Origin of the sequence: Amycolatopsis sp. NPDC004169, from assembly GCF_040610315.1 — a bacterium.
GTDB lineage: Bacteria > Actinomycetota > Actinomycetes > Mycobacteriales > Pseudonocardiaceae > Amycolatopsis.
The window spans coordinates 1-13,107 of the sequence record NZ_JBEXMD010000040.1; the positions used below are offsets into that span (position 1 = coordinate 1).

Consider the following 13,107-nt stretch of genomic DNA (forward strand, 5'->3'; position numbering starts at 1 on the left):
ATCAACGCCCACTGATCATCCGAGAGCAACTGAAACCGCGACACACCTCGGAGCATCCCAGCCGCCAGCCGAAACTTTTGTCAGACACGCCCTAGGTGTACTTGGCCAGGACGTTGGTGGCGGAAGGCTCTGGTTGACGTGAGGAGAGCCTCCGGTTGAGGTGTGGCTTGTCTAGGACCCACGCCAACCGGAGGCTCTCGTGTCTCACCGTAACGCCCGGACCACCTTTCTGGGCCGGTTGCTGATCGTCCAGCGTCACCAAGCCGGATGGCCGCAAGCGCACATCGAATCTGCGATGGGGATTTCCCGCAAATGCGTGAAGACCTGGCTGGACCGCTACGCCAGCGAGGGCGAGCCCGGTCTGCGCGACCGATCCTCACGCCCGCATACCTCACCACGACGGACCAGCGACGAGCTCGAAGCGCGGATCGTCGCGTTGCGGCAGCGTGAACGCCGCGGACCGGCCTGGCTGGGCTGCGAACTGGGTGTCCCGGCACGGACGGTGTCACGGGTAATGGCCCGCCACCAGATCCCGCGGCTGGCTGCGCTGGACCCGATCACCGGGCAGGTGATCCGGGCCAGCAAAACCACGGCAGTGCGCTACGAGCGCGAGCAGCCGGGCGAGCTGGTCCACATGGACGTCAAGAAGATCGGCCGCATTCCCGACGGCGGAGGCTGGCGAGCCCACGGCCGAGCCCAGCGGGAAACCACCCGCGACCGCAGCACCAAGATCGGCTACGACTACGTTCACTCCCTGGTCGACGACCACTCCCGCCTGGCCTACTCCGAAATCCACCCCGACGAGAAAGGGCCAACCTGCGCGGCCTTCCTCACCCGGGCGATCGCCTACTTCGCCGGCCACGGCATCACCCGGATCGAACGGCTGATGACCGACAACGCCTGGGCCTACCGCTGGTCACTGCGTGCGGTCTGCGCCGAGCACGGCATCCGGCAGAAGTTCATCAAACCCCACTGCCCCTGGCAAAACGGCAAAGTCGAACGCCTCAACCGCACGCTGCAAACCGAATGGGCCTACCGCCAAGCCTTCACCAGCAACACCGAACGCACAGCAGCCCTTGCACCCTGGCTCGAGCACTACAACACTCAACGCCGCCACAGCGCACTCGGAGGCAACCCGCCCATCAGCCGACTGCCACCAACCTAATGGCCACATACACCTAGGGCCTGTCCTCGAAGCCGGATGAGCAGCGTCGCCGGATCGATCATGCCTCGGTAGGAGATAGCCACTGCGACCCGGCGTGGATCGCGCAGCAGCTGGAGTTCAGTGCGGAGGCCGAACACCCCGGTACCACCCGGGCGTGCGACCAGAGCTGGCTGATCCGCGACCTGCAGCGGCACAGCGGCGAGCCGCCGGCCCGGGTCGCCTACCGGTGGGCGGGCAACGGCTGGGCGAGCTTCGCCTCGGCCGACTGCGGCGGCTGCACCGAAATCCCGGCCGCCGAACCGGAGTTCCCCGCCGCTCCCTGCCAGAAGCTCGCCCCGGCGAGGTGACCTCGATCGCTGCCCGCACCCGCCTGACCACCGTGCGCGGCCGATCCGCGTGATCGCGGCCCCCGCGGTGGTGAATTCCGGAAAGCGGAAGCGGTTTGGAAGCCGGATCGCGCAGAATGCGGGGGAACGCGAAGGAGCCCATCGATGAAACGTGCTGTAGCTGCCGCTCTGCTCACCGCGGCCGCGCTCGCCGTGCTCGCCCCCGTGGCGTCCGCCTCGAGCGACCCCAACCCGGTGGGCGGGGTGGGAAGCGGTCCCTACATCGGCGACGTGCCGAAACCCGGTCCTGGGGGTCAGTGACCGAACCGCTTCTCACGGCACCAGAACGACACGGCCCGGGCGGCGCCACGCCCGGGCCGCGTCCTGCAGCGGGACCCGCTCGTAGCCGACCGTCAACGCCCCTCGCACCGCCTGGTCCACCACCGTGAGCAGCGCTTCCCGGCGTTCGCCCGCGCTGAGCTCGTTGTTCGTGTAGCCGAGGATCCGCAGAGACCGGCTGCGCAGCAGGGCCGACGGCACCGGGCACACCTCGCCGGCCGCGCTGCCCAGGTTGACCAGCCGCCCGCCCGGGCGCAGGGTCCGCAAGGCCGCCGCGGCCGGGAGCCCGCACACCGGATCGATCACCAGGTCGACCGGGCCGGCCACCGCGGACAGCCGCCGCGCCAGCTCGTCGGCGTCTTCGCCGTCCTCGAGCCGGACCGTGCCGTCCGCGCCGGACGAGCGAGCGCGGTCCAACGCCGCCTCGGAGCGCGCGCACGCGATCACCCGCCCGGCCCCGGCCACCCGAGCCAGCTGGACGGCCGACTGGCCGACCACCCCGCCCGCGCCGAGCACCAGCACCGTCTCACCCGCGGCCAGCCCGCCCGTGCCCGTCAGGCACCGCCACGCCGCGACGGCCGACAGCCCGAGCGCCGCGACCAGCGTGTGATCGGCCCCGTCCGGCAGGACGACCACGTCGGCGGACGCGGCCACCGCGTGCTCGGCCATGCTGCCGTCCCCGGGCCGCATGCCCGCTGCGGTGGCGAACCAGACCGGCGTCCCCGCCCGCTCGCCCACCCCCTGCACGCCCGGCACGTACGGCGTGGCCGGTGCGCCGAAGTAGGACGTGCCGGACGCGCACAGCAGATCCAGCGGGGTGATCGGCGCCGCCGTCACCCGGACGGCGACCTCGCCGGGTCCGGGGACCGGCTCGGCCCGGTCCACCACCACCGGGGGCTGCCCGGCGGTGCGGATCTCCGCCGCGCGCACCGGCGGTCAGACCGGCTGCAGGACGAAGTCGTAACGCGCCTCGAGCCACGGCTCCGCCGACGTGCCGCCGTCCGGCGTCGGCCCCGGCTCGCGCGGCTCGAAGGCGACCACCAGCTCCTGCTTGGTGCCGAACACCACGTCGCTGTCCAGGTACTGCGCGCCCTCCTGGAACAGGTGGGTGATCAGCGGCTCGTAGCCGGCCGCGTTGATCAGGAAGTGCACGTGCGCGGGCCGGAAGTGGCTGATGTCGGTGCCGCGGATGAGCGCGCCGACCGGGCCGTCCATCGGGATCGAGTACCCCTTCGGCGCGATCGTGCGCAGGCAGTACGTCCCGTCGGCGCGGCTGGTGTACTTCGCGCGCAGCCGGGCCTCGTCGATGTCCGGGATCTGCGACTCGTACGCGCCTTCCTCGTCGGCCTGCCAGACGTCGAGGACCGCGCCGACCACCGGGAAGCCGTCCAGGCCGCGGACCGTGCCGGTGATGTACAGCGGCGTGCCGGGCACGCCGTCGGACATGTCGCCGCCGAACTCCTTCTCCGGCGAGCCGTCGATGTGGAAGGGGCCGAGCACGGTGGCCGGGGTCGCCTTCGCGTCGAAGGCGTGGTTCATCTGCACCACCAGCATGCTCAGCCCGAGCACGTCGGAGGCGAGGATGAACTCCTCCCGCTTCTCGTCGCTGATCTGCCCGGTCTCGGTCAGCCACCGCATCGCGGCCATCCACTCGGTCTCGCTGAGCCGCACTTCGCGGGCGAAGGCGTGCAGGTGGCGCACCAGCGCCGCCATCACCTCCGCCGTCCGCGGATCGTGCGCGCTCGCCCAGCGCTGCGCGGCGAGCTCGGTGATGTTGTCCTCGGTGACCAGCTGCATCGGCGTTCCTCTCACGCGTGCGGATCCGGCGGGACCGACCGGTTGTTCAGGTCGACGGACAGGAAGACGTCGTTGGCGACGGGGTGCCGCAGCTCCTCGGCGAGCTGGCCGATCAGCCCGGCGGTCCTGGCCAGCAGCGCGAACCCGCGCAGCAGCTCCAGCGGCAGCCCGAGGTCGGCGAGCGCGGCCCCGCAGACGCCGGCCCCGTTGAGCGGCAGCGTCCGGCCCAGCACCTGCGGGTGCACCCGGCCGATCGCGGCGAACAGCTCCAGGTGCGGGCCGCGCAGCCCCTCTTCGGCGGCGATCGCGAACAGCCGCGGGGTGCGCGGGTCGCCGTCCTTGTGCACGTGGTGCCCGAGGCCGGGGACGAACTTCTTCGCCGCGCGGGCCTTTTCGACGGTGGCGAGCGCGAGCGCGTCCCACCCGGCCTCGTCCGACGGCCGTTCGCCGGCCTCGGTGAGGACGTCGTGCAGGAACCGGCCGCAGTCTTCGGTGACGCCGAGGAAACGCGACCCACCGCCCAGCAGGCCGGCCGCCAGGGCACCCTGGACGGAGTCCGGCGCGGACAGGTACGTCAGCCGCGTGACGATCGCGGTCGGGGTGAAGCCGTGGTCGGCCAGCGCGGCCAGCACCGCCTCGAAGACCCTCGTTTCCCCTGGGGACGGACGTCGCTGGGTCGCCAGCCAGAAAGCGAGCTCGCCGAACCCGACCTTCCCCATGACGTCCTCGGCGAGGTCCTGCCCGAGCAGGGTGATCTTGTCCTTCGTGGACGCACCGAGGGCGGTTTCGTAGACCGGGTCAGCCATCGGCGGGCTCCGTCAGCCACGTTCGCAGTTCGGCACCGTGCTCGTCGAGCTCCGGCGGCGGCAGCCGGTACCCGGCCGGGGTCGCGGAAAACCGGATGGGGTGGCGGGTCGTCGGGACCGCGCGGTCGCCTTCGCCCACCTCGACGACCGGGTCCAGCCCGAAGCGCTCGGCCATCGCGAACCCGCCGTCGATCGTGTTGATCGGTCCACACGGGACACCGACCTCGGTCAGCGCGTCGAACCAGTCCACCGCACCGCGTTTCGCCAGCCGTTCCACCAGGATCGGCCGCAGCTCCTCGCGGTTCTCGGTGCGGTCGGCGTTGCGGGCGAACCGCGGGTCGTCCGGGATCTCGGGCAGGTCGAGGACCAGGCACAGCCGGCGGAACTGCCCGTCGTTGGCCGCGGCGACGATCAGGTCGGCGTCGGCGGTCGGCAGCGGTTCGTAGGGGAAGACGCTGGGGTGGGCGTTGCCCATCCGGTAGGGCACCACGCCGCCGGCGGCGTAGGCCGAGCTGTGGTTGACCAGCCCGGTCAGCGCCGAGGACAGCAGGTTGACCTCGACGTGCTGGCCCTCGCCGGTCGCGTCGCGGTGGCGCAGCGCGGCCAGGATGCCGATCACCGCGTGGTTGCCCGCCATGACGTCGAACACCGAGATCCCGGCCCGGTACGGCGGGCCGTCCGGATCGCCGGTCAGGCTCATCAGGCCCGAAATCGCCTGCACCATCAGGTCGTAGCCGGGCACGTGCGCGCCTTCGCCGGCCCCGAAGCCGCTGATCGAGGCGTAGACGCTGCCGGGGTTGGCTGCCCGGACCGCCTCGTAGTCGAGGCCGTACTTGGCCAGCCCGCCGGGCTTGAAGTTCTCGATCAGCACGTCCGCGCGGGCGGCCAGCTCGCGGGCGAGGACGGCGTCGGCCTCGTCGCGCAGGTCCAGGGCGATGGAGCGCTTCCCGCGGTTGACGCCGAGGTAGTAGGTCGAGACGTCCCCGCGCACCGGCGGCATCCAGGTGCGCGTTTCGTCGCCCTGCGGGCCCTCGACCTTGACGACGTCGGCGCCCATGTCCGCCAGCAGCATCGTGGCGTACGGGCCGGCCAGTACCCGCGAGAAGTCCGCGACCAGCAGCCCGGACAGCGGGCCGGTGGGTGGTTCCACGCAGTGCCTCCACTCGTGTCCGCCTGTCGGACTAGTGTCCGCAGTCTGCTCCCGAGTGTGCCTGCGGTCAAGACACCGCCGGGACGGTGACGTGCGGGACCTCGTCGAGGCGCGCGAAGTCCGCGCTGATCTCTCCGGCGGTCTGCAGCAGCAGGGGCAGGTGGTGGTCGAGCAGCTTCTCCACCGGGGTCTCGGCGGCGTGGCAGTTGACGTTGACGCCGGCGATCACCCGCCCCGCCCCGTCGCGCAGCGGCGCCGCCACCGACCGGATCCCGAGCGTGAGCTGCTCGTCGGTGAGCGCCCAGCCGCGGGCCCGGACCTCCCGCAGCGCGGCGTCCCGCTCGGCGCGGTCCGGCTGCCAGCGCGGGACCAGCCCCGACCGGGTCGGCTGGGCCAGCACCGCCTCCAGCTCGTCCGGCGGCAGTGCGGCGAGCTGCACCTTGCCCAGCGACGTCGGCAACGCCGGGAACCGGGTGCCGATCTGCACGCTCAGCCCCACGATCTTCGGGACCGCCACCCGGGCGACGTAGACGATGTCGGAGCCGTCGAGCTGGGCGATCGAACACGATTCGCCCGTGCGGGCGACCAGGCGTTCCAGGTGTGGCCGGGCGACCTCCCACAGGCCCATCGACCGCACGTAGGCCACGCCGAGGCCGAGCACCCGCGGGGTCAGGGCGTAGCCGCGCCCGTCGGTGCGGACGTAGCCGAGCTCTTCGAGGGTGAGCAGGATCCGGCGGGCGGTCGGGCGGGCCAGCCCGGTCGCCGCGGCGACTTCGGCGAGCGTCATCTCCGGCCGCTGCGGCCCGAACGCGGTGATCACCTCGAGCCCGCGCGCCAGCGCCTCGATGAAGTCGGGACCGGTTCCCTCGCGTGGCATTGCGCCACCCCTCTCTCCGATCGGGTCCACCCGCAGCGTAGCCGCGGGGATTGACACCGGCGCGGCACTGGGCAAAGGTGACGGCACCCGGCGAGTGTCCGCTGAGCGGACAAGTGTACGCACTGACGCGTGACAAGTGGAGGCAGCCATGTCCGGATCGATCGTCCTGCGGGGTGGCACGGTGCTGACCCTCGACGACGCGCGCCGCGTCCTGCCCGGCGAAGACGTCCTGGTCGACGGCGACCGCATCGCCGCGATCGGACCGGCGCTGGAGGTCCCGGCCGGCACCACCGAGATCGACGCCTCCGGCGGCATCGTCATGCCGGGCATGATCGACACCCACCGGCATCTGTGGCAGACGGCCATGCGCGGCTACGGCGCCGACTGGACGCTGACCCAGTACTTCGTCTGGTACTACCTCGAGTGGGGCAAGGTGTTCCGCCCCGAAGACATCCACGCGGGCAACCTGCTCGGCGCCTGGGAGGCACTGGAGGCCGGCGTCACGACCACCGTCGACTGGTCCCACGGGCTGCGGACCACCGCGCACGCCGACGCGGCGGCCGACGCGCTCGAAGCCGTCCCGGGCCGGTTCGTGCTCGCCTACGGCAACATCCAGGACGCCCCGGCGAACTGGACGGCCACGCCGGAGTTCCGCGACTTCGTCGCGCGCCGCACCGGCGGCGGTCTGGAGGGCTTCCAGCTCGCCTTCGACGTCACCGGGGACCCGGCGTTCCCGGAGAAGCCCGCGTTCGAGGTGGCCCGCGAGCTCGGCCTGCCGGTGACCACCCACGCCGGTGTCTGGGGCGCGACCGGCGACGACGGCATCCGGCTGATGTACGACCACGGGTTCATGACCCCGGAGACCGTCTACGTCCACGGCGCGTCGCTGTCGGCCGACTCCTACCACCGCATCGCCGCCACCGGCGGCTCGGTGTCGGTGTCCACCGAGAGCGAGCAGAGCGCCGGGCAGGGCTACCCGCCCACCTGGGCGCTGCGCAAGTACGGCATCCCGGTGTCGCTGTCGATGGACACCTCGGTCTGGTGGAGCGGCGACCTGTTCTCCGCCATGCGCGCCACCCTGGGCGCCGACCGGTCTCGGGAGCACCTGGAGGCCCAGGCCAAGGGCGAGACGGTCACGCACGCGGCGCTGCGCGCGGAACAGGTCGTGGAGTGGGCCACCCGCGGCGGCGCGGCGGCACTGGGCCGCTCGGACCTCGGCAGCCTCGAGGCCGGCAAGCAGGCCGACGTCGTGCTGCTGAAGAACGACGCGTCGCCGGTGTCGTTTCCGCTGCTCAACCCCTACGGCCACGTGGCGTTCCAGGCCCAGCGCGCCGACGTGCACACCGTCCTGGTCGGCGGCCGGGTGGTCAAGCGCGACGGCCGCCTGGTCGGCGCCGACCTGCCCGCCGTGCGGCGGCACGTCGAGGCGACGGTCGGGTACCTGCGCGGGCAGCTGGGGGAGGAGGCGTGGCGGCAGGGGATGAACCCCGACGTCCCGGAGACCAAGATCCTCGACAACCCGTACACCTACACCGACTACCAGAGCGACCGCACCCACGGCGGCTGAGCTACCGTTCCCGTCCGTGGTCCAGGTCTTCGTGCAGCCCGCCTACGGCACCGCGGACGCCCGCCGCTACGGCGCGGAGTCCCTCGACCGGACCGTGTCCTTCCGCGAGTTCGCCGACCTGCTCGACCCCGCGGACCTCGCCCGTCTCGACGCGTTGCACCCGGGCGGGCGCGCACGGTTCTGGGGCGCCAAGGACAAGTACGACCGCCGGATGGACACCGTGACCACCGGCGACGTCGTGCTCTTCACCGGCCGGCGCCACGTCCAGGCCACGGCCGAGGTGGGGCACGGGTTCCGCAACCCCGCCTTCGCCCGCCGCCTCTGGCGCCCGGACCCGGGGAAGTGCCTGTTCAGCAACGTCTACAGCCTCCGCCGCTACCGGCGCGTCGGGCTGCCGTACGAAGCGGTCTGGGCGCTCCCCGGCTTCAACCCCGGCGACAACTTCATGGGCCTGCGGTTCCTCGACGCCGCCAAGTCCGCCGCGGTACTGGGGCTGCTCGCCGCGCACTGAGCTCCCGGGGACTCGGCAGCGCCCGGCTAGCAGTGCGGCATGACGTCGTCGAAGGACGCGCAGTTGTCCTGGTCCCACGGCGTCGTCTGCCACTGCTCGGCGGTCAGGATCCGGGACGTGTCGCCCGCGACGAACTTCCAGGGCCCGTAGTAGGCGTTGCTGAACCAGTAGTTGCCCTGGTCGTGCGTGATGGCGTCCTGGACGACCTTGCCCTGGTACGGCGACCAGGACGGGTAGGTGCCCCAGTTGGACAGCAGCGCCATCTTGCCGCAGGAGCCGTTCGTGCAGCCGACGCGGGCCGGGTCGAAGCGGAACGTGTTGTCGTGCACCTCGACCAGCTGGGTCTTCCACCGGCAGTCGTCGTACAGCGGCGGTGACGCGATCCCGGGTGCCGAACACCGCGTCCGGTCGGTGACGAGCTTGGTGCAGGTGTTGATCGAGGTGTTGGCCGGGCTGTTGCAGAACCGGTCGGCGTTCTCCCACGCGGTGATGCCGGACCAGTTGTCTTCGAAGGTGTTGTCGTAGACGTCGATCAGGTGCGTGCGGGCCGGCACCCGGGACTCGCCGCCGGACTCGGACAGGTAGACGCTCGCCACCGGGAAGTTGTCGCCCTTGTCCGCACGCCGCTTGCCCGCGACCAGGCTGTTGCGCCGCAGGACGTTGTCGCGGAAGACGAGGTTGTAGCTGATCTCGTAGAACAGCGCCTCGGCGTCGTTGTCCTCGATGAGGTTGTTCTCGACCAGGAAGTCGTTGTTGTCGGTGTCGGCCCAGAGCCCGGCGCCGTGGTTGTGGTGGATCCAGTTCCCGCGCACGTCGGCCTTGTCGACCACCCAGAACTTGATTCCGCCGCTGCACCCGCAGCCGGGACTGCGCGTTTCCCAGTCGTCGGTGTTGTTGCCCGAGATTTCGTTGCCCTCGATGATCAACGCGGTGATCGTGCTGTCCGAACGGTAGGCGTTCATGCCGTACTGGCCGTTGTTGCGCAGACAGCTGTGTCGCACCTCCTGGCGCGCGCCGGCCATGATTCCCGCGCCTTTGTTGTTCTGCACGGTGGTGTTTTCGATGATCCAGTGCTCGCCGGAATCGTGGTTCACCACGCCCTGGTCCTGCGGGGCGACGAAGTTCTGGACGGTGAGCCCGCGGATGACGACGTCCTTCGCCTGCTGGGTGAAGGCCGCGCGGTTGATGCCCTGCCCGTCGAGCACGGCGCCGGGCGCGCCGAGGTAGACGTCGCCGTCCTTGGGGATGACCTGCCCGAACGGGTCCGCCGCCAGCAGGTGCGTGCCCGGGGGCAGCCAGAACGTCGTGCCGGGCGGCGATTCCTGGGACTTGCGGTAGAGGTCGCCGGGCACCGCGGCGTCGACGGTGACCGCACCCGCGGGCGCTGTCGTGTTCGCCAGTGGCTGGTGGTCGCACACCGGTCCGGGCGACACCACGGCCGCGGCCGCCGGACCGGGCGGCACGAGGAACGCGGCCAGCAGTGTGGCAGCCAGAATGACCCTGATCGGCGACATGACGGGAAACCTACGCAATTAACCTCGTTGACTGCGTGGTCCGAACGAGTCCATTTGTGCGCTTTTCGGGTGTACGAGGTAACGAAAAATACAGTGATCAGTCAACGACTGTGAATACCGTGGGAACAATGAGTGGACGGTTCTGTTATCGTGGCCGGGTGCCGTTCACCGCCCGGAATTCCCCGGCGAGCGGGCTCCGGCGGCGTGCGGCGGGGTGGGCCACCTGCCGCGCGGCGCTCGGCCGGCCGGGCGAGCGCCGCCGGTCGCCCGATGGGGTGGCGGCGGGCCGCCAGGGCGGGGCCCGGCGCCGGGCCCGGGTTTTTTCCGTTAAACAGGGCACTACCTGAGCGAGTGATTTCACGCCATCCATTCCGATCGCTCCAGTGGTGGCGAACTAGACTGGTTCGACTCCATTCCGGATGTGTCCTCCACATGGCGGTTCCCGCGCACCGATCGGGTATTCGCGCAGGTCAAGGCGCTGTCAGTCGTGTGTCGGGGCGGTAACGTCACCTTTCGGACAGAGCTTCTGCCCCGGCTTCCGGGCCCCGAATGAAACCCGGTCGCCGCACCCAGGAAGGAACCCCGAGAAATCATGTCCACATTGCGACGACTGGCTGTCGCCGGCGCATTCGCGCTGCCGCTTTCCCTCGTCATCGCCGGTCCGGCGACGGCACACCCGCTCGATTGGCCGAACGACTCCTGGAGCGCCGAAAGCTCCAGCACCTGGGCCGGCATCGGCGGCGCGGGCACCACCGACACCGACGAAGGCGGGACCTGGTGGGGCCACCACTGGTCGGAGCAGGACTCCGCGGTGGCCGGCATCGGTGGCGCCTACGTCACCCACAGCGGCGAGTCCGGCGACCACGGCTGGCACCACACCGCGCACGACGGCTGGTACGGCGGTGATGACGACGGCGACTACGACGACTACGACGGCGACGACAGTGACTGGAACGACGGTGACTGGAACGACGACAACCACGTCGTGACCGAGCACCACCACGCCGTCAGCCACCCGGACCCGGTGTACCACGAGCCGGCCGGTGAGGTCGTGCGTCCGGTGTACGGCGCCGACGACAACGACGCCGACGACAACGACGACGCCGGTGACGTGGGCTACTACGCCGAGCAGCACTCGGCCGGCGTGGACGGCGCGACCTCCGCGCACGTCGTGAGCCACGCGGGTGAGCACCACGCCGTGTACGAGGCGGAGAAGCTGACGGCCGGCCCGTACGGCGCATCGTCGGAGGGTGCGCACGCCCTGGCCGTGCCGGACTACGCGGGCTACCACGCCTGGTACACCACGGCCGGCGTCGGCGGGGCCGCGGCGCACTCGGTCACCTCGGTGGCCGACGCCACGGACGCGGACGACGACAACTGGGTCGTCGACCACGACGTCGACTCCGAGCACGCCTACGACGAGGACTGACCTCCACCGTCGCTGCCGAGCGAGCCGGGTCCGCACCGCGCGGACCCGGCTCGCTCAGCAGGGGGCGTCCGGATCCGCGGCCGGGGTGAACTCCAGCCGCAGCGCGTCGGTGCGCGGCAGCACGAGGGCGGTCCCGTCGGCCTTGTGCCACTGCACCGGCAGCAGGAAGTACTGGCCGCCGGACTGCAGGACCAGCTTGAGACCGGTGTACCGGTAGCGGTAGGCGGTGTCGGGGTTGCGGCACGGGGTTTCGCGCACACCCGGCGCCGTGAGGTTGAGGCTTTTCGCGCTGTAGAGAACGGTCTCCGGTGGCGCAGCCAGCGCCGCCTCGATCTGGATGGCCCGGCCGACGCCGACCGAGGCGGAGTAGTCCGCCACGGCCCAGAAGAGCCCCACGCTGACCAGCGCGAACGCCGCCACCCACTCGGCGGTCGCCACCGCGGCCGGCAGTGGCCGCCCGGACCGGGCCGCCAGCAGGCGCGAGGCGGCCACCAGGAACAGGACGCCGAGGGAGAGCCCCGCCCCGGGCACCGAGTACGACGAGGCGAAGGCCTCGGGCCGCACGACCCCGACGGCGGCGACCGCGAGCCCGGCCAGCCCGCCCACGACGGCCGCCGGGGTGGCGACGCGCAGCAGCCGCTGCCACGCCGCGTCGGCGAGCCGGGCACGCAGGAAGCGGTACAGCCACAGGAGCGCGAGCACCGCGGCCAGCACGACGGCGATCGGGGCGAAGAGCCCGTCGGCGCTGCGGACCAGGTAGTCCTGCGCGGTGAGCCCCATCGTCGAGAGCGGGACGCCGAAGTAGTCGAGCAGCCAGTTGGCGTGCTGCCTGCCGAAGAAGAACAGCAGCCCGGTGAGCACGGTCGTCGGCGCGATCACCGAGCCGAGCAGCCGCAGCGCCCGCGACGGGCTTTCGGGCCTGACCTCCGCTGCCGGCGGCCGCAGCGACCGGAGCCGTTTCGCCATGGCCGCCGCTACTCGGTGGGCGGGGGCGGCTCGGTGAAGCCGCCGCACTCGTCGGTGAGCACGAAGGTGATCGTGTCGCCGCGGTAGATGGGCACCGTCTGGACGATGCGCTCGACCTTGCAGTCCACCTGCGGGTCCGGCGGCCCTTCGACCGTCGTCCGGAGCGTGACGCAGAGGCTGCCACCGCATTCGTCCGCGAGCTCGGCCTCGGTCAGCGGTCCGGTCTGGGCGTAGGAGCTGCCGACGATGTCGATCGGCGCGGTCCGCACGGGCGACCCCTTCGCCGGCGGTTTCGCCGTCGTGACCTTCGGCGGCGTCGGTGGCGTCGGTGGTTTCGCGGTCGGCGGCTTCCCGGTCGACGTCTTCGCGGAGGAAGAGCCGGTGGCCGCGGAAGCCGAATCCGCCGGTCCGGTGGTCGGGCCCGGGCTGGTGGACAGCCGGCCGGCGGAGGCCGTGGTCGCGGCGCCGGTGGAAACGGACGGCGGCGGTTCCGGCGTCCCCGGTGGTTCCGGGCTGCCGCACGCGGCCAGCAGGGCCAGGGCCGTCCCGATCGGGCCGGCGATCCGTCGCATGGGTGCCTCGCGTTCTCCCCACTCCCGAAGCAGTAGTCGCCCCGGCACCGGAGGCGGTTACAAGATCGCGGTGCTGCCCGTACGGGCA

The 13,107-nt window shown here is 71.6% G+C and carries 13 protein-coding genes; 5 read left to right on the forward strand and 8 right to left on the reverse strand.

Features of this window, described 5'->3' with window-relative positions; genetic code table 11:
* Positions 1–199 precede the first annotated feature (199 nt).
* Positions 200–1,165 (forward strand): IS481 family transposase, encoded by a 966-nt coding sequence (locus ABZX11_RS37615; protein ID WP_354922505.1) that lies wholly within the window; start codon positions 200–202, stop codon positions 1,163–1,165.
* Positions 1,166–1,656: 491 nt separating this feature from the next.
* Complete coding sequence (locus tag ABZX11_RS37620; protein WP_176169521.1) at positions 1,657–1,812, forward strand: hypothetical protein; 156 nt, start codon at positions 1,657–1,659, stop codon at positions 1,810–1,812.
* A 12-nt stretch (positions 1,813–1,824) separates the two neighbouring features.
* On the opposite strand, the gene ABZX11_RS37625 is transcribed toward ABZX11_RS37620, so the two are convergent.
* From ABZX11_RS37625 to ABZX11_RS37645, 5 genes are all read right to left on the reverse strand, one after another.
* Entirely contained in the window at positions 1,825–2,760 is a 936-nt protein-coding gene (locus ABZX11_RS37625; protein WP_354922508.1) for a zinc-binding dehydrogenase, read from the reverse strand.
* 6 nt (positions 2,761–2,766) lie between these two features.
* On the reverse strand, positions 2,767–3,627 hold the full coding sequence (locus ABZX11_RS37630) for a dioxygenase (protein WP_354922511.1): 861 nt from the start codon (positions 3,625–3,627) through the stop codon (positions 2,767–2,769).
* Positions 3,628–3,638: 11 nt separating this feature from the next.
* Positions 3,639–4,433 (reverse strand): citryl-CoA lyase, encoded by a 795-nt coding sequence (locus ABZX11_RS37635; protein WP_176169523.1) that lies wholly within the window; start codon positions 4,431–4,433, stop codon positions 3,639–3,641.
* Positions 4,426–5,583, reverse strand: coding sequence for a CaiB/BaiF CoA-transferase family protein (locus tag ABZX11_RS37640; protein WP_354922514.1), 1,158 nt, complete (start codon positions 5,581–5,583; stop codon positions 4,426–4,428). Before ABZX11_RS37640 ends, ABZX11_RS37635 begins: the two co-directional genes overlap by 8 nt.
* Positions 5,584–5,650: 67 nt before the next feature.
* Positions 5,651–6,460 carry an IclR family transcriptional regulator C-terminal domain-containing protein gene (locus ABZX11_RS37645; RefSeq protein WP_176169525.1) on the reverse strand — a complete coding sequence of 270 codons (810 nt, stop codon included), beginning with the start codon at positions 6,458–6,460 and terminating at the stop codon, positions 5,651–5,653.
* A gap of 148 nt (positions 6,461–6,608) precedes the next feature.
* Here ABZX11_RS37645 and ABZX11_RS37650 point away from each other — a divergent pair, with 148 nt between their 5' ends.
* Positions 6,609–8,027 carry an amidohydrolase family protein gene (locus ABZX11_RS37650; RefSeq protein ID WP_176169526.1) on the forward strand — a complete coding sequence of 473 codons (1,419 nt, stop codon included), beginning with the start codon at positions 6,609–6,611 and terminating at the stop codon, positions 8,025–8,027.
* 16 nt (positions 8,028–8,043) lie between these two features.
* Positions 8,044–8,538 (forward strand): hypothetical protein, encoded by a 495-nt coding sequence (locus ABZX11_RS37655; protein ID WP_354922519.1) that lies wholly within the window; start codon positions 8,044–8,046, stop codon positions 8,536–8,538.
* Positions 8,539–8,564: 26 nt separating this feature from the next.
* Here ABZX11_RS37655 and ABZX11_RS37660 read toward each other — a convergent pair whose 3' ends face one another.
* Positions 8,565–10,052, reverse strand: coding sequence for a right-handed parallel beta-helix repeat-containing protein (locus ABZX11_RS37660; RefSeq protein WP_354922522.1), 1,488 nt, complete (start codon positions 10,050–10,052; stop codon positions 8,565–8,567).
* Positions 10,053–10,644: 592 nt separating this feature from the next.
* Here ABZX11_RS37660 and ABZX11_RS37665 point away from each other — a divergent pair.
* Positions 10,645–11,481, forward strand: coding sequence for a hypothetical protein (locus ABZX11_RS37665; RefSeq protein ID WP_354922525.1), 837 nt, complete (start codon positions 10,645–10,647; stop codon positions 11,479–11,481).
* Between the two features lie 54 nt (positions 11,482–11,535).
* Here ABZX11_RS37665 and ABZX11_RS37670 read toward each other — a convergent pair whose 3' ends face one another.
* Both ABZX11_RS37670 and ABZX11_RS37675 read right to left on the reverse strand, forming a co-directional pair.
* Positions 11,536–12,447 carry a hypothetical protein gene (locus ABZX11_RS37670; RefSeq protein ID WP_354922529.1) on the reverse strand — a complete coding sequence of 304 codons (912 nt, stop codon included), beginning with the start codon at positions 12,445–12,447 and terminating at the stop codon, positions 11,536–11,538.
* An 8-nt stretch (positions 12,448–12,455) separates the two neighbouring features.
* A complete protein-coding gene (locus ABZX11_RS37675) occupies positions 12,456–13,019 on the reverse strand; it encodes a hypothetical protein (RefSeq protein WP_354922532.1) in 564 nt (187 codons plus the stop codon).
* Positions 13,020–13,107: the final 88 nt, after the last annotated feature.